The 25,082-nt window shown below is 61.5% G+C and carries 16 protein-coding genes, 1 other RNA gene and 2 pseudogenes; 6 read left to right on the forward strand and 13 right to left on the reverse strand.

Features of this window, described 5'->3' with window-relative positions:
* Nucleotides 1–196 precede the first annotated feature (196 nt).
* The 4 genes from recR to dnaX all read right to left on the reverse strand — a co-directional run bounded on the left by recR (nucleotide 197) and on the right by dnaX (nucleotide 4,468).
* Nucleotides 197–799 carry a recombination mediator RecR gene (gene recR, locus C5F71_RS04080; protein WP_070994718.1) on the reverse strand — a complete coding sequence of 201 codons (603 nt, stop codon included), beginning with the start codon at nucleotides 797–799 and terminating at the stop codon, nucleotides 197–199.
* A gap of 59 nt (nucleotides 800–858) precedes the next feature.
* The gene (locus C5F71_RS04085; protein ID WP_070994719.1) at nucleotides 859–1,884 is read right to left on the reverse strand and encodes an NADP-dependent oxidoreductase; all 1,026 of its coding nucleotides are present in this window, start codon (nucleotides 1,882–1,884) and stop codon (nucleotides 859–861) included.
* A gap of 139 nt (nucleotides 1,885–2,023) precedes the next feature.
* Nucleotides 2,024–2,362: a YbaB/EbfC family nucleoid-associated protein gene (locus C5F71_RS04090; RefSeq protein WP_003193199.1), complete on the reverse strand. Its 339-nt coding sequence runs from the start codon at nucleotides 2,360–2,362 to the stop codon at nucleotides 2,024–2,026.
* 66 nt (nucleotides 2,363–2,428) lie between these two features.
* Nucleotides 2,429–4,468 carry a DNA polymerase III subunit gamma/tau gene (dnaX, locus tag C5F71_RS04095; RefSeq protein ID WP_104910693.1) on the reverse strand — a complete coding sequence of 680 codons (2,040 nt, stop codon included), beginning with the start codon at nucleotides 4,466–4,468 and terminating at the stop codon, nucleotides 2,429–2,431.
* A 134-nt stretch (nucleotides 4,469–4,602) separates the two neighbouring features.
* Here dnaX and C5F71_RS04100 point away from each other — a divergent pair, with 134 nt between their 5' ends.
* Nucleotides 4,603–5,370 carry an ABC transporter substrate-binding protein gene (locus tag C5F71_RS04100; RefSeq protein ID WP_092231789.1) on the forward strand — a complete coding sequence of 256 codons (768 nt, stop codon included), beginning with the start codon at nucleotides 4,603–4,605 and terminating at the stop codon, nucleotides 5,368–5,370.
* Here C5F71_RS04100 and C5F71_RS04105 read toward each other — a convergent pair.
* From C5F71_RS04105 to C5F71_RS29625, 3 genes and pseudogenes are all read right to left on the reverse strand, one after another.
* Nucleotides 5,343–7,040: a bifunctional diguanylate cyclase/phosphodiesterase gene (locus C5F71_RS04105; RefSeq protein ID WP_104910694.1), complete on the reverse strand. Its 1,698-nt coding sequence runs from the start codon at nucleotides 7,038–7,040 to the stop codon at nucleotides 5,343–5,345. The genes C5F71_RS04100 and C5F71_RS04105 overlap by 28 nt on opposite strands.
* 18 nt (nucleotides 7,041–7,058) lie before the next feature.
* Nucleotides 7,059–7,550 (reverse strand): annotated as a pseudogene (locus tag C5F71_RS29620) (methyl-accepting chemotaxis protein); the annotation flags it as partial.
* A 792-nt stretch (nucleotides 7,551–8,342) separates the two neighbouring features.
* Nucleotides 8,343–8,624: pseudogene (locus tag C5F71_RS29625) on the reverse strand (PAS domain-containing protein); the annotation flags it as partial.
* A gap of 458 nt (nucleotides 8,625–9,082) precedes the next feature.
* On the opposite strand from C5F71_RS29625, the gene C5F71_RS04115 reads away from it, so the two are divergent.
* Together C5F71_RS04115 and C5F71_RS04120 are read left to right on the forward strand one after the other, a co-directional pair.
* Entirely contained in the window at nucleotides 9,083–9,397 is a 315-nt protein-coding gene (locus tag C5F71_RS04115) for a helix-turn-helix domain-containing protein (protein WP_029298195.1), read from the forward strand.
* Between the two features lie 190 nt (nucleotides 9,398–9,587).
* A complete protein-coding gene (locus C5F71_RS04120; protein WP_092231798.1) occupies nucleotides 9,588–10,490 on the forward strand; it encodes a DUF2167 domain-containing protein in 903 nt (300 codons plus the stop codon).
* A gap of 131 nt (nucleotides 10,491–10,621) precedes the next feature.
* Here C5F71_RS04120 and ffs read toward each other — a convergent pair.
* The 6 genes from ffs to C5F71_RS04150 all read right to left on the reverse strand — a co-directional run bounded on the left by ffs (nucleotide 10,622) and on the right by C5F71_RS04150 (nucleotide 20,016).
* Nucleotides 10,622–10,718: signal recognition particle sRNA small type (gene ffs / locus C5F71_RS04125), an RNA gene on the reverse strand.
* Nucleotides 10,719–10,946: 228 nt separating this feature from the next.
* Nucleotides 10,947–12,110 carry a putative zinc-binding metallopeptidase gene (locus tag C5F71_RS04130; RefSeq protein ID WP_104910695.1) on the reverse strand — a complete coding sequence of 388 codons (1,164 nt, stop codon included), beginning with the start codon at nucleotides 12,108–12,110 and terminating at the stop codon, nucleotides 10,947–10,949.
* A gap of 192 nt (nucleotides 12,111–12,302) precedes the next feature.
* Nucleotides 12,303–14,660 carry an NAD-dependent DNA ligase LigA gene (gene ligA, locus C5F71_RS04135; RefSeq protein ID WP_104910696.1) on the reverse strand — a complete coding sequence of 786 codons (2,358 nt, stop codon included), beginning with the start codon at nucleotides 14,658–14,660 and terminating at the stop codon, nucleotides 12,303–12,305.
* A gap of 88 nt (nucleotides 14,661–14,748) precedes the next feature.
* On the reverse strand, nucleotides 14,749–15,612 hold the full coding sequence (gene zipA / locus C5F71_RS04140; RefSeq protein ID WP_029298204.1) for a cell division protein ZipA: 864 nt from the start codon (nucleotides 15,610–15,612) through the stop codon (nucleotides 14,749–14,751).
* Nucleotides 15,613–15,865: 253 nt separating this feature from the next.
* The gene (smc, locus tag C5F71_RS04145) at nucleotides 15,866–19,354 is read right to left on the reverse strand and encodes a chromosome segregation protein SMC (protein WP_104910697.1); all 3,489 of its coding nucleotides are present in this window, start codon (nucleotides 19,352–19,354) and stop codon (nucleotides 15,866–15,868) included.
* Between the two features lie 2 nt (nucleotides 19,355–19,356).
* Nucleotides 19,357–20,016 (reverse strand): GntR family transcriptional regulator, encoded by a 660-nt coding sequence (locus C5F71_RS04150; protein ID WP_104910698.1) that lies wholly within the window; start codon nucleotides 20,014–20,016, stop codon nucleotides 19,357–19,359.
* A 267-nt stretch (nucleotides 20,017–20,283) separates the two neighbouring features.
* Between C5F71_RS04150 and xdhA the strand changes: the two genes are divergently transcribed.
* From xdhA to xdhC, 3 genes are all read left to right on the forward strand, one after another.
* Entirely contained in the window at nucleotides 20,284–21,732 is a 1,449-nt protein-coding gene (gene xdhA, locus C5F71_RS04155) for a xanthine dehydrogenase small subunit (protein ID WP_104910699.1), read from the forward strand.
* Complete coding sequence (gene xdhB / locus C5F71_RS04160) at nucleotides 21,725–24,124, forward strand: xanthine dehydrogenase molybdopterin binding subunit (RefSeq protein WP_104910700.1); 2,400 nt, start codon at nucleotides 21,725–21,727, stop codon at nucleotides 24,122–24,124. The genes xdhA and xdhB overlap by 8 nt, the downstream gene beginning before the upstream one ends.
* Before the next feature lie 115 nt (nucleotides 24,125–24,239).
* Nucleotides 24,240–25,082 carry a xanthine dehydrogenase accessory protein XdhC gene (gene xdhC, locus C5F71_RS04165; RefSeq protein WP_104910701.1) on the forward strand — a complete coding sequence of 281 codons (843 nt, stop codon included), beginning with the start codon at nucleotides 24,240–24,242 and terminating at the stop codon, nucleotides 25,080–25,082.

Raw genomic sequence — 25,082 nt, forward strand, 5'->3', positions numbered from 1 at the left:
CAAGCTCCACGGAGAGGTGGAGCGAACTTACCAAGCGCTTGCTTGGTTATCAAGCCAAACGGAAATTTCGACCACAGCACAAATCCCCTGTGGGAGCGGGCTTGCTCGCGATAGCGGGGCATCAGTCGCTAAATGTATTGACTGATCGACCGCTTTCGCGAGCAAGCCCGCTCCCACAGGGGATTTGTGGTGGGTGTTAGAGGGCGATAGGTTTGCGACCGGCAAACGAGTGCGCCAGGGTGCCGCCGTCCACCAACTCCAGCTCGCCACCCAGCGGAACGCCGTGGGCGATGCGCGAAGTGATCAAGCCTTTGTTGGTCAGCAGTTGCGCGATGTAATGCGCAGTGGCTTCGCCTTCCACCGTTGGGTTGGTAGCCAGGATCACTTCGGTGAAGGTGCCCTGCTCTTCAATGCGCGCCACCAGTTGCGGGATGCCAATCGCCTCCGGCCCCAGGCCGTCGAGGGGCGAAAGGTGGCCCTTGAGCACAAAGTAGCGCCCGCGATAGCCGGTCTGTTCCACGGCGTACACGTCCATCGGGCCTTCGACCACGCACAGCAGCGTGTCATCACGACGAGGATCGGCGCATTGCGGGCACAGTTCTTCTTCGGTCAGGGTGCGGCACTGGCGGCAATGGCCCACGCCTTCCATGGCCTGGCTCAAGGCCTGGGCCAGCCGCGAGCCACCGCTGCGGTCACGCTCCAGCAGTTGCAGCGCCATGCGCTGGGCGGTTTTCTGGCCCACGCCCGGCAAGGTGCGCAGGGCGTCGATCAGTTGGCGAATCAGGGGGCTGAAGCTCATGGGGGCAGAGGTCCGACAAAACAACGAGACGCGGTTTATACCCGCGCCTCGGATAAGCGTCAAATACGCACGACCAACTTGCCGAAGTTACGTCCTTCCAACAGCCCGATAAATGCCTCGGGTGCCTGCTCCAGGCCGTCGACCACGTCTTCGCGGAACTTGACCTTGCCGTCACGCACCCAGGGCGCCATGGCGCTGATAAATTCCGGATGGCGGTCGCCATAGTCGTCGAACACGATAAAGCCCTGGATGCGCACGCGCTTGGTCAGCAAGGTCCGTTGCAACGCCGGCAGCCGATCGGGCCCGGTGGGGGCTTCGTGGGCGTTGTAACCGGCAATCAGGCCGCACAGCGGGATCCTCGCCTTGGGGTTGAGCAAAGGCAGTACGGCGTCGAATACCTTGCCGCCGACGTTCTCGTAATAGATGTCTACCCCGTTGAAACAGGCCTGGGCCAGCTCATCGGCGAAATCTGCGCTCTTGTGATCGATGCAAGCGTCAAAACCCAGCTCCTCCACCACATAGCGGCACTTGTCGGCGCCGCCCGCGATGCCCACCACGCGCAGCCCCTTGAGCTTGGCCACCTGGCCGACCACCGAGCCCACCGCGCCCGAGGCAGCCGCTACCACCAGGGTTTCCCCGGCCTTCGGTTGGCCGATATCCATCAGGCCCATGTAGGCGGTCATGCCAGGCATGCCCAGCACGCCAAGGGCCATGGACGGGCTTGGCAAGCCCTTGGGCACCGGTATCAGGTTGCGGCCGTCACTGATGCTGTGACTTTGCCAACCCGTGGCGCCGACCACCAGGTCGCCCACCTCGAACTTGGGGTTGCGCGACTGTTCGATGCGACTGACAGCACCGCCGGTCATTACCTCGCCGATTTCTACCGGTGCGGCGTAGGACGGTGCGTCGCTCATACGCCCACGCATGTAGGGGTCCAGGGACAGGAACAGGGTCTTGAGCAGGACCTGGCCGTCTGCCAGGTCAGGCAGCGCCACGCGCTCCAGGCGGAAGTTCTCTGGCACGGGTGCACCCTGCGGGCGGGATACCAGGACGATGCGCTGGTTAAGGGTCATGGCTTGAGTCATCAGCAAGGCTCCTTTTATCGGTGATTGAATTCAGCGGTATAGGGTGCAGACAGCTGTTGCAATACCGACGTTCGATTTTGACCGACACAAACAAAAATGCCAGGCACGAGGCCTGGCATTTTTTGTTGCATGTCACCGATCAGAACGGCAGCTTCATGCCCGGCGGCAGTTGCATGCCCGCGGTCACGCCGGACATTTTGTCCTGGCTGTTGGCTTCGATCTTACGCACGGCGTCGTTGACGGCCGCGGCGAACAGGGCCTCGAGCATTTCCAGGTCGTCTTCGCCAACGCCCGGCAATACGCTTGGGTCGATGCTCACGCGCTTGATGTCGTGACGACCGGTCATCACCACGCTGACCATATCGCCACCGGCTTTACCGGTGACTTCGGCGTTGGCCAGTTCTTCCTGCATCTTGGCCATTTTTTCCTGCATCTGCTGCGCCTGCTTCATCAGGCCGGCCATGCCACCTTTCATCATGGGAATCACCTCAAAAGTACGTGGATCAATACGGCGCCGTGCCTCGGGGCACGACGCCTTCAATTATCAGCCCGCTGCGGCCTGGGCTTCGACGGGCTCAATAGTATCGTGTCGCACCACCGCGCCAAACTGCTCCATCATCTGTTGGATGAGCGGATCGGCCTGGATCGACTCCTCGGCCTCGCGCTGGCGGTTGAGCCGGCGACGGGTGGCGGCCTGGGCCGGGGTTTCCTGCTCGGGCTTGATCAGCTCGATGGTCACCGTCAGGGTGCGTTCGTGGAACTGGTTCAGGGCATCGTTGAGCCGGCGCTGCTGGGTCGCGTTGAACAGGGCACTGTGGGCGGGGTCCAGGTGCAACAGCCAGTGATCGCCATCGACGGCAATCAGCGTGCAGTTGGCGGCGATGCTCCCGGTCATCCCGGAAATCGGCAATTTCGGGAACAGCTCCAACCATTGCAGGGCCAGGCCGGTGGCCGGCATGGCGGCAGGTTCCGCCTCGGGCTCGGGCGCAGGCTCGGCGGTGTGCTCGCTGGCCAGGTCGTCCAGGTAGCTGTAGGCCGAATCCATGTCCGGCTCGATGTAGTCTTCATCCAGCGGCGGTTCGTCATCCAGGTCGATGCCCGGGGTGGCGGCGTCCACGTCGGCAATGGTTGGCTCGGGTACGGGTGCAGAGACCCACTCCGGCGCGTCCGGCACCACGCTGTCGGGGGTTGGCGTGGGCATCGGCGTCAGTTCGGGCTGCTCGGCGATGGTTTCCAGGACAGGCTCTTCGGCAGGTGCCTGCTCGACCACGGTCTCTACCGGCTCATTCCAGGGCAGGTCGACCACCGGCGCGGGCGCAGGCTCGGCAGCCGGCGCCGGCGCCACTACAGGCGCCACAGGCTCGACCGCGACCGGGGCTGGGGCGACTGCCACAGGTTCTGGCGCGACGACCGCCGCGCCAGCCACTGATTTGGCGGAATCAACTGTGGCCTGGCTGATCCCCACTGGCTTTAGCGGCTGTCTCGGCGCGTCGGCGGTGTCTGCGGGGCGAAACGCCAACATGCGCAGCATGACCATTTCAAACCCGCCGCGCGGATCGGGTGCCAACGGCAGGTCACGGCGCCCGATCAGGCCCATCTGGTAGTAGAACTGCACATCTTCGGCTGGCAATGCCTGAGCCAGGGCCAGCACGCGGTCGCGGTCACCGTGGCCGTTATCGACCCCTTCAGGCAGCGCCTGGGCGATAGCGACGCGGTGCAGCACGTTGAGAATTTCCGAAAGTACCCCATTCCAGTCCGGCCCCTGCTCCGACAGATGGCGCACGGCTTCAAGCAATGCCTTGGCATCGCCTTCGATCAACGCATGGAGCACGTCAAACACTTGCCCGTGGTCGAGGGTGCCGAGCATGGCGCGCACGTCGGCGGCCATTACCTTGCCTTCACCGAAGGCAATGGCCTGGTCGGTCAGGCTCATGGCGTCACGCATCGAGCCATCGGCGGCGCGGCCCAGCAGCCACAGCGCGTCGTCTTCGAACGGCACGTTCTCCACACCGAGCACGTGGGTCAAATGCTCGACCACACGCTCGGGGGTCATGTTCTTGAGAGAGAACTGCAGGCACCGCGACAAGATCGTTGCAGGAAGTTTCTGCGGGTCGGTGGTGGCCAGGATGAACTTAACGTAGGGCGGCGGCTCCTCCAGAGTCTTCAACAGGGCGTTGAAGGAATGGCTGGAGAGCATGTGCACTTCGTCGATCAGGTAGACCTTGAAGCGCCCGCGACTGGGGGCGTACTGCACGTTGTCCAGCAGTTCGCGGGTGTCCTCGACCTTGGTGCGGCTTGCGGCGTCGATCTCGATCAGGTCGACAAAGCGCCCTTCGTCAATCTCCCGGCATACCGAGCAGGTACCGCAGGGGGTCGAAGTGATGCCCGTTTCACAGTTCAGGCATTTGGCAATGATCCGCGCAATGGTGGTCTTGCCCACCCCGCGTGTGCCGGTGAACAGGTAGGCGTGGTGCAGCCGTTGGCTGTCCAAGGCATTGATCAGAGCCTTGAGCACATGGGTCTGGCCGACCATTTCGCGGAACGAGCGCGGACGCCATTTACGTGCAAGAACCTGATAACTCATCGAAAACCGTCGCAACTGGGAAGCGGGAGCCGGTAATGCTAGCGGAGCAGGGGGGAAATTGCATCCGGCACGCTCGCCTAATCTGACTAAGCTGGTAGTGGCATGCCCTGCAAAGGGCTGATCCCGGAGAGTTTATGCGCGTAGTCCTGGGCGCTTTATGGATGATCACCTCACTGAGCCTGGCGGCGCCCGCCCCGTTGCGCTTTGCCATTTCCGACAGTTGGGCCATGCCCATGGTGCAGATCGACGGGGGCCAGCCGACCCAAGGCATTTTGCATGACCTGATGTTGAGCCTGGCAAACCAGGTGGGCCACCCGGCCCAATTCCAGGTATTGGCCCGGGCCCGCATCGCCCCGGCCATGGAACGCGGCGAGGTCGATGTGCGCTGCTACGTCGCACAGGCGTGGCTCAACAACCTGTCTGGCGATTATGTCTGGAGCATTCCGTTATGGGTCCAGCGCAATGTGATGGTCAGCGCCCATGTCCCGCCGCTGTCGGTGAATGTGACGAAGCTGGCAACACAGAATATCGGCACAGTGCTCAACTACACCTACCCAACCCTTGAACCGCTGTTCGCCAAGGGCCAACTCAAGCGCGACGACGCCCGCAGCGAGGAGCAAGTGCTGCACAAGCTGGTGGCGGGCCGCTTCAAGTACGCGGTGACCAACGAATGGACCCTGGAGCGCTTTAATCAGCAGTTGCCGCCAGGCCGGGGGCTGCACGTGGTGGCGGTGGTCGAGGAGCAAAGTCTGGGTTGCTACGTGCGTAACGACCCGGCCCTGCCCGTGCAACGGATTTTGCGCACGCTGCTGCGCATGAAGATGTCAGGGGAGATTGACGAAATCATCAAGCTCTATACCGGCGACGGTGGACGTCAGCTTTCACCTGCGCCGGCGCCATAGTTGAGCAGATCAAACCCCGCCGCCCAAGCCGGCACCTCGGCAGCCGGCATCGGCTGGGCGAAGTAGTAACCCTGGGCCACTTCACAGCCCATGCGCAGCAGCAGTTGGCCGTGTTCCAGGGTTTCCAGGCCTTCTGCAATCACCTCACGACCAAATGCCCGGGCCAGGCCGATCACAGCCTGGGTCAGGGCCAAATCGTCCTTGTCATGGAGGATATCGCGTACAAACGACTTGTCGATCTTGATGGTTTGCGTCGGCAGGCGCTTGAGGTAGCTGAGGGACGAATAGCCGGTGCCGAAATCATCCAGGGAAAACCGCACCCCCAGCGCCTGGCAGGCCGCAAGGTGCTCGGTGACCCGCTGGATGTGATCGATGGCCACCGATTCGGCAATCTCCAGGTCCAGCATGTGTGGCGCCACGTCGGGGTGGTGGGCCAGCAGTTGTTGCAGGCGCTCGACAAAATCCGCGCGCTGGAAATGCCGCGCCGAGATATTCACGCTGACCGGCCAGCGATGTCCGGCTTCCTGCCACTGGCGCATCTGAGCCAGCACCTGGTCCATGACCCATTCGCCGACATCGACGATCAGGTCGGTCTGCTCGATCAACGACAGGAAATCCTTGGGCGATACCAGCCCGCGTATCGGGTGCTGCCAGCGCAGCAATGCCTCGAACCCCACGACCTGGCCGTGGCGCAAATTGATCTTGGGATGGAAGTGCAGGCACAACTCCCCCGCCGCCAGGGCCTGGCGAATCTGCTGCACGGTCTGGTGGGTGGCCTTGACCTCCTGCTCTAGGGACACGTCAAACAACTGGTAGCGGTTACGGCCACTTTGCTTGGCCACATACATGGCCTGGTCGGCGTGGCGCAGTAGCGTATCGGCATCCTCGTCATCCAACGGGAACAGCGTGACGCCGATGCTGGCAAACACGTTGATCTGCGCGCCCAGGATCGAGTACGGCTCGGAAATGGCCGTGAGGATGCGCCGCAATGCGCGGTTCAACTCTTCGGCGTCGCGCACGTAGCGCAGGATCAATACGAATTCGTCACCGGCAAGCCTGGCGACCACATCTTCACCACGAATGATGTCACGCAGGCGGCTGGCGACCTCCACCAGCAACAGGTCGCCAGAGGCATGGCCATAGCCATCGTTGACCGCCTTGAAGCCGTCCAGGTCGAGCATGCACACCGCCAGGGGAATGTGCTCGCTGCGGGAGAACTCCAAAGACTGCACGAGTAATTCGGAAAGATAGGCGCGGTTGGGCAGGCCGGTCAGCACATCGTGACCGACCCGCCATTGCAGAGTCTGCAACAGCTGGCGCTTTTCGCTGACATCAAAACGAATCGACACGAACTTCTGCACCTTGCCGGTGCGTTCGTCGACCAACGGCACCATGGTGCTGTCGACCCAATACAGCGAACCATCCTTGGCGCGGTTGCAGATCTCCCCGCGCCAGACCTTGCCCTCGGTGATGGTGCGCCACATACCCTGGAAAAACCCGGCAGGGTGCAACCCGGAACTGAGGATCCGGTGGTTGCGCCCCAGCAACTCGTCGCGGCTGTAGCCGGACATGCCGCAGAATTGGTCGTTGACGTAGGTGATGCGGCCGGTGAGGTCTGTCTCGGAGAAAATGGCGGCGGCATCCACGGCCCTGCGGTATTTCTCATCCATGAATGAGGCTCTAGGTGGCTAGCGGTTGAACCGCTCGACCAGGGCACGCAACCCGGAAGAGATGCTTTCAAGTTCGCGGCCACGGGTGACTGCAGCGTTGGCATTGCCCGCTGTCTTTTGTACCGTGGCCGCGACGTTATTGATCTGTTGTGAAACATCCTCTGCGACGTGGGATTGTTCCTGTGAGGCTGCAGCCATTTGCTGACTCATGCCGCTAATGCGCTCCACCGCCTGGCGGATACCCAGCAGTGCCTGTTGCGCTTGCAACACTTGTTGCACGCCCTGCTCGGCTTCGTGAATGCCGGTGCTGGCAATTTCCACTGCTTCTTCGGCGCCAGCGCGCAGATTCTGGATGATGCCCTGAATCTGCTCGGTCGACTCCCGCGTCTTGCCCGCCAGTGCCCGCACTTCATCGGCCACCACGGCAAAGCCACGCCCCTGCTCACCGGCCCGCGCCGCTTCGATGGCGGCATTCAGCGCCAGCAGGTTGGTCTGGTCGGCAATGGCCTGGATCATGCTCGCCGCCACGCGGATTTCCTGGGTCTGGCCGGCCAGATGGCCCACCGCCTGGTTGATCTGGGTGACGGTGGCCGCCAACAGCTGGATCGCCTCGCGTGTGGTACCGACGACATGGCTGCCCTGCCCGGCCAGGTCATTGGCGGTGCGGGCTTCGCTGGCAGTCTGCTGTACATGCGTCGCCACTTCGGCGATGGACGCGGCCATTTCGGTCATGGCGGCGGCAGTCATATCGGTTTCGGCGCGCTGTTCCAGGAGCGCCGACTCGGTATTGCCCGACAACACACTGGAATCGGTCGCCGCCTCGGCCATCTGGGTGGCAAGGTCACTGAGGCGCGTGAGGGCGGTTTTCAAACGCGCCTCTTCGCTGATCAGGATCATCTCCAATTGCGCGGCCGGACCCAGCGCATCGCTGTAGGTCATGGCGCTGATGGGGTCGGAAAAGGTGTTGGGGGTATGCTCGACGATCTGGCTGAGCTGTCGCCCCAGACGCAGGTGAGCCCAAGCGCCCAGGCCGAGAAACAGCAGTGCGGTGGATGCCTGCGCCCAACCAGCGGGCAGCCATTGCACCGCACCGCCAGCGAGCACCGCTGCCAGGGCGGGCATGGCCAGGGCATTGCCGACCTGGCCCAGGCGTTGCTGCAGCGAAACCGCCGAACGCCCGGCACGCAAGCGGGCGTAGAGCGCTTCGGCCCGCTTTACCTGCTCACGCGTTGGCTTGACCCGTACCGACTCGTAGCCCACCAACCGGCCATCTTCGAGGATCGGCGTCACATAGGCGCTGACCCAATAGAAGTTGCCATTCTTGCAGCGATTCTTGACCACGCCCATCCAGCTCTGGCCGGCCTTGAGGTAGCGCCACATCAGTTCGAAGACCGCAGGCGGCATGTCTGGGTGGCGTACCAGGTTGTGGGTGCTGCCGATCAGTTCAGCCTGGGTGAAGCCGCTCATGGCAGCAAACTCGGCGTTGCAGTAGGTAATGTGGCTATTGATATCAGTAGCGGAAATGAGCCGTTGCTGCTCCCCGAAAGTCTGTTCAACTGTGGTGACCGGCAAATTGACGCGCACTTTAAAGCTCCATGGACAGCATTCGATCTACCGGCCCGGGATCGGCTAGATCCGGCAGGTAGAGGGGTATTTCCAGACGGGTAAACCGTCAATCGGCTGGCTGGCCCCATTCGGCGGCCAAACCAGGTTTTGCCCAGCTCCTGACCTTCGACTTGACGAAGATCAACTAGGCTTTAATTCGAGCGTCTGGTGTGAGAGGCGGGGGCTGCATGGGCGCGCAAAAGGGAGCTTGGCGCTGGGGCCAAGCCACTGTTTTGCAACTACCTTTATGAAAGTGAGGAGAAAGCAATGATTTCCTGTTTCATAAAGATGCCCTGTGAAACGACACCGCCAAATACTTGTCCTAAACGCCGATTCTACGAATTACATCACATTTTGCAAGAAAAGGTGATGGTGCGTGCCGTTGTCTAATGCCAATATTTATCGTTAAGTTCTTGATTCTAAATGGGAATTGAGCGATGCAAATTTCAAGTTTGGGTCCAGCCATCAGACGCTATCGAAAGGTAGCGGGGCTTACTCAGGCTGAACTAGGTGAGAAAACCGGTTTTGACCCTAAAACCATTAGCCGCTTCGAAACCGGCACCTATACACCCAGCGTTGACGCTCTCTTCTTGTTTGCAGAGGCTCTGGGAGTGAAGCTGAAAGTCTTTTTTGCCGATCTGGGCGATGAGGAAGAACAGCGCGCTTATCTGTTCGGTGTCATTCATAAGGCCACCCCGAAGGATCTGGGAAAGCTGATAGCGGCGGTAGACCAGGCCTTGTCCAAGCCTTAGAGCTCGTACGACATAAAAGAGAGCAGGTCGCTGATGCAACCTGTTCTTTGCTCTTTGCCTACTGACATGATCCGACCGGACAGCCCCTCTCCTGGCAGGCGCTGGGCCACGCCTTTTGCCAGCCTGCTCGCGCGGCACAGGCGGATTCGGTATCCTTCCGCGCAATTATTTCAAAATGTAAGGGACTACCATGAACTACCTCCGTCTACTGGTGGTGGCTGCCGCCTTGAGCCTGCCTGGCGCGCCGATCTATGCCACCACAGCGCCAGCGCCGGTCGAAGCCAGCGCACCTGCCGAAACCGCCGAACACTTCCTCGCCTCCCTCAAGCAGCAGACCGGCACCGTCACCCTGCCCGGCGGCATCGCCACGCTCAAGCTCAACGACGAGTTCTACTACCTCGACCCCAAGGACACCGAACGCCTGCTCACCGATGGCTGGGGCAACCCTCCAGGTTTCAACACCTTGGGCATGATCATACCCAAGGCCGTCAGCCCGCTGTCCGCACGCGGCTGGGGCGTCATCGTCAGCTACAAGGACGACGGGCATATTTCCGACGAAGACGCGGCAAAAATCGACTACGCCGAACTGCTCAAGCAAATGCAGGAAGACGATGCCCAAGACAATCAGGAACGCCAGAAACAGGGCTACGCCGGCCTGCACCTGCTGGGCTGGGCCGAACCGCCGCACTACGACCAACAGTCCCACAAAATGTACTGGGCCCGCGAACTGAAAGCCGACGACGCCGACCAGAACACCCTCAACTACAGCATCCGCGTGCTGGGCCGCGAGGGCGTGCTGGAACTCAACGCCGTCGCCGCCATGGCCGACCTGCCTACCATCAAACAGGAACTGCCCAAAGTCCTGGCTTTCACCAACTTCACCGACGGCAATCTTTACACCGACTACAACCCCAGCACTGACAAACTGGCCTCTTACGGCCTGGCAGCGCTGGTCGCAGGCGGCATAGCCGGCAAAGCCGGGCTGTTTGCCAAGATCGGCATCTTCCTGCTGGCGGCGAAGAAATTTCTGGTGATTGGTGTGGTGGCGTTGCTGGCTGGCGCGCGCAAGTTCTTCAATCGCAACAAGGGCTGATTGCCAGATACGAAAACGCCGCGAGAAATCGCGGCGTACGGCTACCTTGCCCCTGGCAGAACAGGCTGGGACAGGCGAAAAATTCTATCGGATTGAAAATGGATGCAAACAGGAGAGCGTTATGGAGGCAACCCCACCAGCCACACCCCGGCACACAATGTTCCCGCTGTGGCTGCTTCCTTCCGGATCTGACCAGGTTCACGGGTAATCGTTGCGGGGGGACCGATGGGGTCACCATAACGACGCTGGCCTCTCGGCAAGCGGGGCCATTGTACCGATCTCATCGGAAGTTACAACCGTCAGTTCAGGATTAAAAATCTTATGAGGTTCAAGTACTTGCCCACTGGTTTCGCCGAAGCCCTGTAGCAGCGAGCTTGCTCGCGAAGAATCCGGGTGCTCCACATTCATCCAGAATGCCCGCGTTATCGTTAACGATCTTCGCGAGCAAGCTCGCGCCTACAGATGAACGGCTTCGTCGGCCCGGCCGCCCTCTTCCTGGATCACCAGGTGAATGAAGTGCAGCTTGGCGATCACCGCCGGCGGCAGCACGAACGGGTAGAAATCCGGCTGCCCCATGCTGCGCGACAGTTCGTTGAGCATGCCAGCCAGTTCGATCCAGGCGTTGACGAATGACAGGAACGCCGCCCCGCCAGGATGCTCAGGGTCATAGAGGGTCGTGAGGGGAAACGACTGATAGTCCAGGTCCATTTCCCGCGCACTCATGCCAAACCCCAGGGCCGTGTCGACCGCGTCCATCATGTGCAGGTAGTGGGCCCAGGTTTCCGCCCAGTCCTCCCATGGGTGCATGGTGGCATAGGCGCTGACGCAGGTTTGCTGCCAGTCTGGGCGCGGGCCGTTCTGGTAGTGCTGGTCGAGGGCGTCGGCATAGCTGGCGCGCTCATCGCCGAACAGGTTGCGAAAGGGCTCAAGCCAGTGGCTGCCGGCGATCAGGCGATCCCAGTAATAATGGCCTACCTCATGCCGGAAATGGCCGAGCAAGGTGCGGTACGGCTCCCGCATCTGCACCCGGATTTTCTCACGATGCTCGTCGTCGGCTTCCTTGATATCCAGGGTGATCAGGCCATTGGCATGCCCTGTTGTGGGAGCCTTGCCTTCCAGGTCGATGCCCACGAAGTCAAATGCCAGGCCGCTGTCTTCATCAACCGTTTTGGGGATGACTTGCAACCCCAGGCTGATCAGTTGCGCCACCAGCCGGCGCTTGGCGGTTTCGACTTTGCGCCAGCGCTCGTGGTTTTCCGGGATCGACAGGTCGGGGATGGTGCGATTGAGGCTGCACGCCACACACAGCGGCGCGGTGCTGTACGCCGGGATCAGCCAGTTACAGGCGGCCGGGGTGTCGAGGTTGGCGCAGCGGCGAAAGGCACCGGCGTCGAGGTTGTCGTCCTGGAGCCAAGTATCGACGACGGGCCCCGGCTGCAAGGACGACAGCCGGCTTTGCTGGGGCAAGTAGCCCAGCAGCGCCGAGCAGGCCAGGCACTGGCTGTTGCGAAAGAACAGCGACTGCCCGCAACGGCACTGCCACACCTTGCTGTTGCGCGACGGGCCCGCCGTGAACGGCGCTGCAATGCGCGAACTGAGTTGCTCGAAGTAGCGGAACATGGCGATCTCTCCAGGGGCGTGCCCAAGACTAGATCATTCCCCACGCAAGATCGTTCAAAGTGGATGCAATCAGCCCCTTGCAGGAGCGAGCTGGCTCGCGAAGAACCTGAGACCGCCACGGGGAACCAGATACCCCGCGTTATCGTTGAGGTTTTTCGCGAGCAAGCTCACTCCTACAAGATCGGGCCGGTATCAGACAGTGATGTGGTGCTTGGCCAGGAAGGCGACGAAGGCCTCCTCGTCCAAGACCTTCAACCCCAGCTCACTGGCCTTGGCCAGCTTCGACCCGGCGCCCGGCCCTGCGACCACGCAATGGGTTTTCGCCGAGACCGAACCCGCCACTTTGGCGCCCAGGCTTTCGAGCTTTTCCTTGGCCACGTCGCGGCTCATCAACTCCAGCGAGCCGGTTAGCACCCAGGTATGACCCGCCTCAGGCAAGCCCTCGACCACCCTCTTCTCGCTCTGCCAGTGCATGCCGAAGTCCTTGAGCTGCTGCTCGATGGCCAACGCACGGCGGGCATTCTCCGGATTATCAAAGAACTCCCGCACCGCCTTGGCCTGCTTCTCCGGCAGCGCCTGGCGCATGTCCAGCCAGTCGGCCTGGATAACGCCCTCCAGGGAGCCGAACTTGTCCGCCAGTTTCTGCGCAGCCCCCGGCCCCACCGAAGGCACATGCAACTTGTCAAGAAAGCCGCCCAAGGTGGTGCTGGCGGCAAACTCGGCGCTCAGTTCGCCCTGATCCTGCAACACCAGCGCGCATTCGTCCGGCGACAGCAGCGCGCCAATCACCTGCTGGTTGTGACTGTCTTCAAAGAAGCTGTGGATCTCGTGAGCCACTTCCAGGCCCACATCCGGCAAGTACGTCAACACTTCCGGCAAGGCTTGCTGCACGCGCTCAAGGGACGCCAGGGAGCGCGCCAGTACCTTGGCGGTTTCCTCACCCACATCGGGGATGCCCAAGGCGTAGATAAACCGGGCCAGGGTCGGGGTCTTGCTGTTTTCAATGGCGGCGATCAGCTTCTTGCTGGAGACATCGGCAAAGCCTTCCAGGTCGATGATCTGCTCGTACTTGAGCTTGTACAGGTCAGCCGGCGAGCCAATAAGCTTTTCATCGACCAACTGCTCGATGGTCTTGTCGCCCAAGCCATCGATATCCATCGCCCGTCGCGAAACGAAATGGATAATCGCCTGCTTGAGCTGCGCACCACAGGCCAGGCGCCCGACACAGCGATACACCGCGCCTTCGCTGACGGTTTCCTTGCCCTTGCTGCGCTTGACCAGTTGCGTGCGCTCCACGTGGGATCCACACACCGGGCAATTCTGTGGGATCTGCACGGCGCGGGCGTTTTCCGGGCGACGCTCGGCAACCACCGACACGACTTGTGGGATCACATCCCCCGCACGGCGGATGATCACGGTGTCACCGATCATCAGGCCCAGGCGCGCCACTTCGTCCATGTTGTGCAACGTCGCATTGGACACGGTGACGCCAGCCACCTTGACCGGTTTCAAGCGCGCTACCGGCGTCACGGCGCCGGTGCGGCCGACCTGGAATTCAACGTCCAGCAACTCGGTCAGTTCTTCCATTGCCGGAAACTTATGGGCGATGGCCCAGCGCGGCTCGCGGGCGCGGAAGCCCAGCTCACGCTGATAGGCAATGCTGTTGACCTTGAATACCACCCCGTCGATTTCATAGGGCAGGCTGTTACGCCGCTCACCGATATCGCGGTAGTACTCCAGGCAATCCTCGATGCCCTTGGCCAGCTTCAGCTCATGGCTGATAGGCATGCCCCACTTCTGCAACTGCTGCAGGTTGCCGATATGGGTGTCGCTGATATCCGTGGTCACGCCGTAGCAGCAGAACTCCAAGGGCCGGCTGGCGGTAATCTTCGAATCGAGTTGGCGCAGGCTGCCCGCCGCCGCGTTACGCGGGTTGGCGAAGGTCTTGCCGCCGACTTCCAGTTGCGTGGCATTCAAGCGCTCGAAACCGGCCTTGGACATGAATACTTCACCGCGCACTTCCAGGGTCGCCGGCCAACCTGTGCCGTGTAGCTTCAAAGGGATATTGCGCACGGTGCGCACATTCACGCTGATGTCTTCGCCGGTGGTGCCATCGCCGCGGGTCGCGCCGCGCACCAGTTCGCCGTCCTGATACAGCAGGCTGACCGCCAGGCCATCAAGCTTGGGCTCACAACTGTATTCCACCGCCGCCCCACCGCCAAACAGATCGCCCACCGGCAGGTCGAGGCCCTCGGTGACCCGGCGATCAAACTCCAGCATGGTGGTTTCATCAAAGGCGTTGCCCAGGCTGAGCATCGGGATCTCGTGGCGCACCTGGGTAAACGCAGACAACGCCGCGCTACCGACCCGCTGCGTGGGCGAGTCGCGGGTCACCAGGTCCGGATGCTCGGCTTCCAGCGCCTTGAGTTCGTGGAACAACCGATCGTACTCGGCGTCCGGGATGCTCGGTTCGTCGAGTACGTGGTAACGGTAGTTGTGCTGATCCAGTTCAGCGCGCAGTTCGAGGATGCGGGTATGGGCGGCGGTCATGGGTGTTCTCTCAGAAAGCAAAAGAGCAGCCGAAGCTGCTCAATATGTTAGTGCGCTTAATTCTACTGACAACGCTGAAGACCAATCCTCAGCGTTTCTGTGTCAGGGCACGACGCTCGAACTCGACGATGCGCTGACGGTAGTGCTCGATGGTCTGGGCGGTCAGCACGCTGCGCTGGTCGTCCTTGAGCTCGCCGTTGAGCTCCTGGGACAGCTTGCGGGCTGCGGCTACCATGACGTCGAACGCCTGTTTCGGATGACGCGGGCCTGGCAGGCCAAGGAAGAAGCTCACCGCCGGGGTGCTGAACAGGTCGATATCGTCCAGGTCGAAGGTGCCCGGCTTGACCGCATTGGCCATGGAGAACAGCACTTCGCCATTGCCCGCCATGCTTTCATGACGGTGGAAAATATCCATCTCGCCAAAACGCAGGCCGCTTTCCAGGATGTTCTGCAACAGCGCCGGGCCCTTGAAGCCGGCCGAGTCGCGGCAGATCACGCTGATTACCAGCACTTCTTCAGCTGCCGGCTGATCCTTGGTGGACTCACGCGGCGCGCTCTTGGCCGGGCTTTCATCCGGGAAGTCGCCGTCACGGCTGCTGAAGCTCGGGCCTTCGTCGACGTCGAGGTTCAGGTCACCTTGATGGGGCTCGGCCACGGCAGCGCTGCCACGCTTGCCGCGCTTGGACGACGGCTCGCGGGCTTCACGCACCGGCGCGCTCATCGACGGCAAGTCATGCTCGTCAAGCTGTGGCTCTTTATGGGTATCCAGGACACGGGGCGGCCCTAGCAGCTCGGCAGCGCCGTCGTCGTCGGGCAAATTCGACAGGTTACGGTCCAGGCGAAATTTCAGCTTGCCCTTGCCGCCGCGCATACGGCGCCAGCCATCAAAAAGAATACCGGCTATTACAATAATGCCGATGACGATCAGCCACTCGCGCAGACCGATTTCCATGTAATCCCTTGCCTCTATAAAAAATGCTGAAAAATAAGGGGTTTAGCACCGTGCAAACCGCTTTAAAACGTGGCGCCAACTCTATGTTCTGACTGACGTTTTGCCCACGCATACGAAAAATTGACATTAAACTAGCACGACCAAAGATAACTTTACACAGTTGGCGCAAAATGTGTCGGCTGACGCAGGAATTAAGCTACAAACCATAAGCTTCAAGCCGACGCTATTGCCGCTTGAAGCTAGCAACTTGCGGCTAACTTTCCACCATCGCCATCGCCTCTTCGACATCCACTGCCACCAGTCTCGAACAGCCCGGCTCATGCATGGTCACCCCCATCAATTGATCGGCCATTTCCATGGCGATCTTGTTGTGGGTGATATAGATGAACTGCACCGTCTGGGACATCTCTTTAACCAGGCGGGCATACCGTCCAACGTTAGCGTCATCCAGCGGCGCGTCAACTTCATCGAGCATGCAGAACGGCGCCGGGTTCAACTTGAAGATGGCAAATACCAACGCCAATGCAGTCAGGGCCTTCTCGCCGCCGGACAACAAATGGATGGTGCTGTTCTTCTTGCCCGGAGGCCGCGCCATGATCGTTACCCCTGTATCGAGTAGATCTTCGCCCGTCAGTTCCAAGTAAGCGCTGCCACCACCGAAAACTTTTGGGAATAAGGCCTGTAAACCGCTATTAATCTGATCAAAGGTATCTTTGAAGCGGTTACGGGTTTCCTTGTCGATCTTGCGAATGACGTTTTCCAAAGTGTCCAGGGCTTCCACCAGATCGGCGTCCTGGGCATCCAGATAACGTTTACGCTCGGACTGCTGCTGGTATTCATCGATGGCCGCGAGGTTGATCGCGCCGAGTCGTTGGATACGTGCAGCAATGCGCTCAAGTTCTTCTTCGGCTTCTTTCTCGTTGGCCTGGGCGGTCAAGGTATTGAGTACGCCGTGCAGGTCATAGCCATCTTCCAGCAATTGGTCCTGCAAGGTTTTGCGGCGCACCGTGAGGGCTTGCCATTCCATGCGCTGCTGTTCGAGTTGGCCGCGGATCAATTGCGATTGCTGCTCGGCCTGGGTCCGGCGCTTTTCTGCATCGCGCAGTTCGCGGTCGGCGTCTTCCATGGCGATTTGTGCAGTCTTGAGTTCTTCGTCGACGCTCATGCGTTTGTCGAGCAACTCTTCGAGCTTCAAGCGCAGCTCTTCCAGCGGCGCTTCGCCCTCCTCCAGGTTGAGGCTCAGTTGCTCGCGTTTTTCCGTCAGCCGTTCGGATTGCATCTCCAGGCGTTCCAGAGCCTGGCGCGTGGAGTCGTGCTGGGCACGCAACGAGCCAAGGCGCACGGCCAACTGATGGGCGTGGTCCTTGTGCTGGCGCGCTTCCTGGCGTACCCGGTCGAGGCGCTCGCGCAGGCTGTCACGCTGGGCCAGCAACAGCTCGCGCTGCTCGGTGTCGAGGGCCATGCTGTCGAGGGCCTCCTGCAACTGCAGGCGCGCTTCACCGACTTGCTCGTGTTCAAGGGCGCGCTGCTCGCCCATCTCGGCCACTTCTTCATCGAGCCGGGTACGACGCAGGGTCAATTGTTCGGCCTTGGCCTTGCTGGCGGAAAGCTGGGCTTTCAATTCGCCCTGCTGGCGCGCTTCGTCCTGCAACAGGCGACGCAAATGTTCGCGGCCGGTCTCTTGTTGGCGCTGGGTGGCGCGCAGGGTTTGCAGTTGGGTTTCCAAGGCCTCAAGAGTGGCCTCGCGCTCTTCGCGCTCGGCACTCAGGTTGACGATTTCCTGGCCACGGGCCAATACGCCACTTTCGGCTTCACTGGCGCGACGCACCCGCAAAAAGTGCCGGCCAACCCAGTAGCCGTCGCGGCTGATCAGGCTTTCGCCAGAGGCCAATTGGCCTCGCAACGCCAAGGCCTGCTCCAGGGAGTCCACCGGTTTTACCATGCCCAGCCATGGCGACAGATCAATCTGCGCCTCGACTTTATCCAACAGGCTGCCCGGCACGCGGGTGCCATCGGCTGCGGGGCTGAGCAGGCGCAAATCGCCTTGAGCAAAGCCCGCTAGATCAAAACTGCCGAAATCGTCCACCAACACGGCCTGCAAGTCCGCACCCAGCACGGTTTCCACGGCCAGCTCCCAACCGGCTTCAACCTTCAAGCCTTCAGCCAGGCGCGGGCGCTCGGCCAAGTGCTGGTCGCGCAGCCATTCGGCGGTGCCGGTGCCTGGGTCCAATGCGGCTTGCTGCAAGGCCTCGAGGGAGGCCAGGCGCCCATTAAGGCGCTGCAAATCACCTTGGGCCTGCTGCTGCGCCTGGGTCGCCTGTTGCAGCTCCTGGCGCAATTGTTCCAGGCGCTCAACTTGCTGTTCTTCGCTGGCCTCCAGTTCTTCCAGGGTCATTTCGCTTTCGGCCAACTGCTCGCTCAGCGCCATGATCGCCGCGTCTTCCGGAGCAGAGGCGAGCAACGCGCGCTCCTCCAGGACCCGGCGCTGGCGCTCGGCCAAGCGTTCCATGCTGGTTTCCAATTGCTGGATGCGTGATTGCTGCACCTCAGCCTGGCGACGCGGTTCGGCGGAGCGCAGGTTGAAAGCGTCCCACTGCTCCTGCCAGCCGTGCATGGTAGTTTCGGATTCTTCAAGGGCGGCGGCGGCTTCTTCGGCGGCGGCGCTGGTGATTTCCTGCTCGGGGGTAAGCATGTCCAGCTCCTCCCCGAGGGTCAGCAGCAAGGTGCGGTCATGGCCCAGGTGGGATTCGGTTTCCAGCCGCGCCCGCTCCGCTTCCTTGAGGTCATCCTGCAACTGGCGCAAGCGCTGCTGGCCGTGCTGGATGCTCTGCTCGACCCGTGCAATGTCGCCGCCCACCGAATAGAAGCGACCCTGCACCAGGTTGAAGCGCTCGGACAGGTCATGGTGACCGTCGCGCAGGCGTTCGATGCTCGCATCGGCGTTGCGTTGTTCGGCCACCAGGGCTTCGAAGCTGATTTCCTGGGTGCCAATGATCGCTTCGCGCTGGCCCACCTGGTCATTCAAGGCCTGCCAGCGCAGCGCCGAGAGTTGCGCCTTGAGCTGGCGTTCTTCGCCTTTGTATTCCTGGTATTTCTCGGCGGCCTGGGCCTGGCGGTGCAGGCGCTCCAACTGGCGCTCCAGCTCTTCGCGCAGGTCAGTCAGGCGTGCCAGGTTTTCGTGGGTGCGGCGGATACGGTTTTCGGTCTCGCGACGGCGCTCCTTGTACTTGGAGATGCCGGCCGCTTCCTCGATAAAGTTGCGCAGGTCCTCGGGCTTGGCTTCGATCAGCTTGGAGATCATGCCCTGCTCGATGATCGAGTAGCTGCGCGGGCCCAGGCCGGTGCCGAGGAAAATATCGGTAATGTCCCGGCGCCGGCACTTGGTGCCGTTGAGGAAGTAACTGTTCTGGCTGTCGCGCGTGACTTTGCGGCGGATGGAAATTTCCGCATACGCCGCGTACTCGCCAATCAGCGTGCCGTCGGAGTTGTCGAACACCAGTTCGATGCTGGCCTGGCTCACCGGCTTGCGGCTGGTGGAACCGTTGAAGATGACATCGGTCATCGACTCGCCACGCAGGTTCTTTGCCGAGCTCTCGCCCATCACCCAACGGACGGCGTCGATGATGTTCGACTTGCCGCAACCATTGGGCCCGACCACTGCCGCCATATTACTGGGGAAGTTCACCGTGGTCGGGTCGACGAAGGATTTGAACCCCGCCAGTTTGATGCACTTGAGCCGCACGCTTAGGCGTCCGCCAGGGCTGCGATAACCAACGAGCTGCTGCGCTGGCAGTAGGCCGACAGCACCTGGCGAATCTGCGGCAGGTCACGGGCCAGTACGGCGGCGAGCAGTTGCTCGAACAGCGCCAGGTACTCGCTCATGGAGGCCTTGCGCTGATCCAGGGCCAGGTAATAGGCGCGGTTCATCGCCGGCTGCAGGTTCTCGACGGTTTCCTGCAGGTACGGGTTATTGGCGAAGGGGTACGCGGCGCGCATCACGTTGAAGCATTCTTCGACGAAGGCGCGGATGTCCTCGCGCTCGAAATTGCTCACCAGCCGTTGCTGGATCTGCACGAAGGGCGCCATGTCGGCCTGGGTCTGCCAGCCTTCGGCGACCGCGTCGCCCAGCAGGATGTACAGCTCGCTCATCAGCGTGCACAGGCTCTGCACCTTGTGCGCGGTGAGCTCGGTGACGTGTGCCCCACGGCGCGGCAAGATGGCGATAAGGTGCCGGCGCTCGAGGATCAGCAACGCTTCGCGCACTGAGCCACGACTGACATTGAGTGCCAGCGTGACTTTCTGTTCCTGGATCCGCTCCCCAGGCTTGAGATCGCCGCGAATAATGCGCTCGGCAAGGTGGTGAGCGATTTGCTCGGCGAGACTGTCCGGCGCCTTGAACGTCATGTTTTCCCTTCAAAATCTTCTATCGGTACAAGGGCGGCAGTGTAGCGCAATCGCTGGGCCGACAACGCCGAATTTGGCATGAAATAAGCAGACGATAAAGCCCAGGCACCGCTTGAAACGGCGGTTACAAGGATCTGAACCATAATCAAAGGTGTTGCAATCGCACTTTCTTGACCTTTCGGTCAGAAAATCGTTGACCGAAAAGTCAGACATGACTAGATTCGGCGCAAAGCGGTTAACAACAATAATGAGTCTGCGAGGCCTTCCGTGATCCAGTTTTTACTAAACCAGGAGCTCCGTAGCGAGCATGCCCTGGACCCGAACCTGACTGTGCTCAACTACTTGCGTGAGCACCTGGGCAAATCCGGAACCAAGGAAGGCTGCGCCAGCGGCGACTGTGGCGCCTGCACTGTGGTGGTGGGTGAGCTGCAGACCGACGAGCAAGGCGCCGAACAGATTCGCTATCGCAGCCTCAATTCGTGCCTGACCTTTGTCTCGTCCCTGCACGGCAAGCAACTGATCACTGTCGAAGACCTCAAGCACCAGGGCCAACTGCACAGCGTGCAACAGGCGATGGTCGAATGCCATGGCTCGCAATGCGGCTTTTGCACCCCAGGCTTTGTGATGTCGCTGTTTGCCCTGCAAAAAAACAGCGACGCCCCGGACAGCGCCAAGGCCCACGAAGCCCTGGCCGGCAACCTGTGCCGCTGCACCGGCTACCGCCCGATCCTGGCCGCCGCCGAACAAGCCTGTTGCAACAAGCCCCAGGACCAGTTCGACAGCCGTGAGGCGCAAACCATTGCCCGCCTCAAGTCCATCGCACCGACGCAAACCGGCGAGCTGAACAGCGGCGACAAGCGCTGCCTGGTGCCCTTGACCGTCGCCGACCTGGCCGACCTCTACGACGCCTATCCCCAAGCCCGGCTGCTGGCCGGCGGCACCGACCTGGCGCTGGAAGTCACCCAGTTCCACCGCACGCTGCCGGTGATGATTTACGTCGGCAACATCGAAGCCATGAAACGCATCGAGACCTTTGACGACCGCCTGGAAATCGGCGCCGCCACCGCCCTCTCCGACTGCTACAGCGCGTTGCACCACGAATACCCGGATTTCGGCGACCTGCTGCACCGCTTCGCGTCTCTGCAAATCCGCAACCAGGGCACCCTCGGTGGCAATATCGGCAACGCCTCGCCCATCGGTGACTCGCCGCCGCTGCTGATCGCCCTTGGCGCGCAGATCGTGCTGTGCAAGGGCAACGTGCGCCGCACCCTGGCCCTGGAAGACTATTTCATCGACTACCGCGTCACCGCCCGCCAGGACAGCGAGTTCATCGAGAAAATCATCGTGCCCAAGGGCCATGCGCTGTTCCGCGCCTACAAGGTTTCCAAGCGCCTGGACGATGACATTTCTGCGGTATGCGCGGCCTTCAACCTGAAGCTCGACAACGGCGTGATCAGCGATGCCCGCGTGGCGTTCGGCGGTATGGCCGCCACGCCCAAACGTGCGCAACACTGCGAAGCGGTACTGATCGGCGCCACCTGGAACAGCGCCACGATGGAGAAAGCCTGCGCCGCCCTGGCCGAAGATTTCACCCCGCTGTCGGACTTCCGTGCGAGCAAGGAATACCGCCTGCTCAGCGCGCAGAACCTGCTGCGTAAATACTTCATCGAGCTGCAAACACCGCACATCGAGACTCGGGTGACCGCTTATGTCTAATCATCACGCCGTGGTAAAAACCCAAGCCGAAATGGCCACGCTGTTTGCTCAGGACCTGACGTCCGGGGTCGGGCGCAGCGTCAAGCATGACAGCGCCGCCAAGCATGTGTCGGGCGAAGCGCAGTACATCGATGACCGCCTGGAATTCCCCAACCAGTTGCACCTGTATGCGCGCATGTCCGACCGCGCCCACGCCCGTATCCTCAGTATCGACACCGCGCCGTGCTACGCCTTCGAGGGTGTGCGGATCGTCATCACCCACGAAGACGTGCCGGGCCTGAAAGACATCGGCCCGCTGATGCCCGGCGACCCGTTGCTGGCCATCGATACCGTGCAGTTTGTCGGCCAGGTGGTGCTGGCCGTCGCCGCCCGCGACCTGGAGACCGCGCGCAAGGCCGCCATGGCGGCGGTGATCGAATACGAAGACCTGGAGCCGGTGCTGGATGTGGTCGAGGCCTTTCGCAAAAAACACTTCGTGCTGGACAGCCACACCCACCAGCGCGGTGATTCGGCAGGCGCCCTGGCGAGCGCGAAAAACCGTATCCAGGGCACCCTGCATATCGGTGGTCAGGAACACTTCTACCTGGAAACCCAGATCTCCTCGGTGATGCCCACCGAAGACGGCGGCATGATCGTCTACTGCTCCACCCAGAACCCCACCGAAGTGCAGAAGCTGGTGGCCGAAGTGCTGGACGTGTCGATGAACAAGATCGTCGTCGATATGCGCCGCATGGGCGGTGGTTTCGGCGGCAAGGAAACCCAGGCCGCCAGCCCGGCATGCCTGTGTGCGGTGGTTGCGCGCCTGACCGGCCAGCCGACCAAGATGCGCCTGCCGCGGGTCGAAGACATGCTGATGACCGGCAAGCGCCACCCCTTCTATATCGAATACGACGTGGGCTTCGACGACACCGGGCGCCTGCACGGGATCAACCTGGACCTGGCCGGTAACTGTGGTTGCTCACCGGACCTGTCCAACTCGATTGTCGACCGTGCGATGTTCCACTCCGACAACTCGTATTACCTGGGCGACGCCACGGTCAACGGCCATCGCTGCAAGACCAACACCGCGTCCAACACCGCGTACCGCGGCTTCGGTGGCCCGCAAGGCATGGTGGCGATCGAGGAAGTGATGGACGCCATCGCCCGCCATCTGGCGCTGGACCCGCTGGCCGTGCGCAAGGCCAACTACTATGGCAAGACCGAGCGCAACGTCACCCATTACTACCAGACCGTCGAGCACAACATGCTCGAAGAGATGACCGCCGAACTGGAAGCCAGCAGCCAATACGCCGAGCGCCGCGAAGCCATTCGCCGCTATAACGCCAACAGCCCGATCCTGAAAAAAGGCCTGGCGCTGACCCCGGTCAAGTTCGGCATTTCGTTCACCGCCAGCTTCCTCAACCAGGCCGGCGCGTTGATCCATATCTACACCGACGGCAGCATCCACCTGAACCACGGCGGCACCGAAATGGGCCAGGGCTTGAACATCAAGGTCGCGCAGGTGGTGGCCGAGATTTTCCAGGTGGAAATCGACCGGGTGCAGATCACCGCGACCAATACCGACAAGGTGCCCAACACCTCGCCGACCGCCGCCTCCAGCGGTGCCGACCTTAACGGCAAGGCCGCGCAGAACGCCGCCGAGACCATCAAGCAACGCCTGGTGGAATTTGCCGCGCGCAAATACGACATCAGCGAAGCTGACGTTGAGTTCCACAACGGCCATGTGCGGGTGCGCGAGCAGATCCTGACCTTTGAGGAGCTGATCCAGCAGGCGTATTTCGCCCAGGTCTCGCTGTCGAGTACCGGGTTCTACAAGACCCCGAAAATCTTCTACGACCGCAGCCAGGCACGGGGCCGACCGTTCTACTACTTCGCCTTCGGCGCGGCTTGCTGCGAAGTGATCGTCGATACCCTGACCGGCGAATACAAGATGCTGCGCACCGACATCCTCCACGATGTGGGCGCCTCGCTGAACCCGGCCATCGATATCGGCCAGGTCGAGGGCGGTTTTATCCAGGGCATGGGCTGGCTGACCATGGAAGAGCTGGTGTGGAACAACAAGGGCAAGCTGATGACCAATGGCCCGGCCAGCTACAAGATCCCGGCGGTGGCGGACATGCCCCTGGATTTGCGGGTGAAGTTGGTGGAAAACCGCAAGAACCCGGAAGACACGGTGTTCCACTCCAAGGCCGTGGGTGAACCGCCGTTCATGCTCGGGATTGCCTCGTGGTGCGCGATCAAGGATGCCGTTGCGAGCCTGGGTGACTATCGCCATCAACCCAAGATCGATGCGCCGGCCACGCCGGAGCGGGTGTTGTGGGGCTGTGAGCAGATGCGCCAGTTGCAGGCGGCGAAGGCGGTTGAGGCACAGGCCGAGATGGCTTCGCTCTAGACCGAGGTGCTGCCATCGCAGGCAAGCCAGCTCCCACATTTGGAATGCATTCCCCTGTGGGAGCGGGCTTGCCCGCGATGACGGCCGAACTGACAACAGAAATGTTGAGGTAGACATGAACAACTGGATCAGTGCCCTCGCCAACCTGCAAACCCAGGGCGAGCCCTGCGTGTTGGTGACCATCATCGAAGAGCTGGGCTCCACGCCACGCAACTCAGGCTCCAAGATGGTCGTCAGCGCCACCCACACCTTCGACACCATCGGCGGCGGCCACCTGGAATACAAGGCCATGCAGATCGCCCGCGACATGCTCGTGCGTGGCCAGCACAACACCCACCTGGAGCGCTTCAGCCTGGGCGCCAGCCTCGGCCAGTGCTGTGGCGGCGTAACCGTGCTGCTGTTCGAACCCATGGGCCAGGTGCAGGCACAGATTGCCGTATTCGGCGCCGGCCATGTCGGCCGCGCGCTGGTGCCGCTGCTGGCCAGCCTGCCGTGCCGGGTGCGCTGGATCGATTCGCGGGAGCAGGAATTCCCGGAGCATATCCCCCAGGGCGTGCGTAAAATCGTCAGCGAAGAGCCGGTGGATGAAATTTCCGACCTGCCCGCCGGCAGTTATTGCATCGTCATGACCCACAATCATCAGCTAGACCTGGAACTGACCGCCGCCCTGCTCAAGCGCAATGACTTTGCCTACTTTGGCCTGATCGGCTCGCAGACCAAGCGCGTCAAGTTCGAACACCGCCTGCGTGAGCGCGGCTTCGAGGCCGCGCAGTTGCAACGCATGCGCTGCCCCATGGGCCTCACCGAGGTGAAGGGCAAACTGCCGGTGGAAATCGCCATCTCCATCGCCGGCGAGATCATCGCCACCTATAACGCCAACTTCGGCCAGCACACCGCGAGTGCCGAACCCATTGCCAAACTGCTGCCGGTTTCGCGCCGCAGCCAAGCTATCAATTGA

It is taken from the genome of Pseudomonas sp. LG1D9, assembly GCF_002949995.1.
Lineage (GTDB): Bacteria > Pseudomonadota > Gammaproteobacteria > Pseudomonadales > Pseudomonadaceae > Aquipseudomonas > Aquipseudomonas proteolytica.

Bases quoted from the DNA above. Each gene is read 5' to 3' on its own strand.
- recR (WP_070994718.1), bottom strand. From the start codon at position 799: ATGAGCTTCAGCCCCCTGATTCGCCAACTGATCGACGCCCTGCGCACC.
- C5F71_RS04085 (WP_070994719.1), bottom strand. From the start codon at position 1,884: ATGACTCAAGCCATGACCCTTAACCAGCGCATCGTCCTGGTATCCCGC.
- C5F71_RS04090 (WP_003193199.1), bottom strand. From the start codon at position 2,362: ATGATGAAAGGTGGCATGGCCGGCCTGATGAAGCAGGCGCAGCAGATG.
- dnaX (WP_104910693.1), bottom strand. From the start codon at position 4,468: ATGAGTTATCAGGTTCTTGCACGTAAATGGCGTCCGCGCTCGTTCCGC.
- C5F71_RS04100 (WP_092231789.1), top strand. From the start codon at position 4,603: ATGCGCGTAGTCCTGGGCGCTTTATGGATGATCACCTCACTGAGCCTG.
- C5F71_RS04105 (WP_104910694.1), bottom strand. From the start codon at position 7,040: ATGGATGAGAAATACCGCAGGGCCGTGGATGCCGCCGCCATTTTCTCC.
- C5F71_RS04115 (WP_029298195.1), top strand. From the start codon at position 9,083: ATGCAAATTTCAAGTTTGGGTCCAGCCATCAGACGCTATCGAAAGGTA.
- C5F71_RS04120 (WP_092231798.1), top strand. From the start codon at position 9,588: ATGAACTACCTCCGTCTACTGGTGGTGGCTGCCGCCTTGAGCCTGCCT.
- C5F71_RS04130 (WP_104910695.1), bottom strand. From the start codon at position 12,110: ATGTTCCGCTACTTCGAGCAACTCAGTTCGCGCATTGCAGCGCCGTTC.
- ligA (WP_104910696.1), bottom strand. From the start codon at position 14,660: ATGACCGCCGCCCATACCCGCATCCTCGAACTGCGCGCTGAACTGGAT.
- zipA (WP_029298204.1), bottom strand. From the start codon at position 15,612: ATGGAAATCGGTCTGCGCGAGTGGCTGATCGTCATCGGCATTATTGTA.
- C5F71_RS04150 (WP_104910698.1), bottom strand. From the start codon at position 20,016: ATGACGTTCAAGGCGCCGGACAGTCTCGCCGAGCAAATCGCTCACCAC.
- xdhB (WP_104910700.1), top strand. From the start codon at position 21,725: ATGTCTAATCATCACGCCGTGGTAAAAACCCAAGCCGAAATGGCCACG.
- xdhC (WP_104910701.1), top strand. From the start codon at position 24,240: ATGAACAACTGGATCAGTGCCCTCGCCAACCTGCAAACCCAGGGCGAG.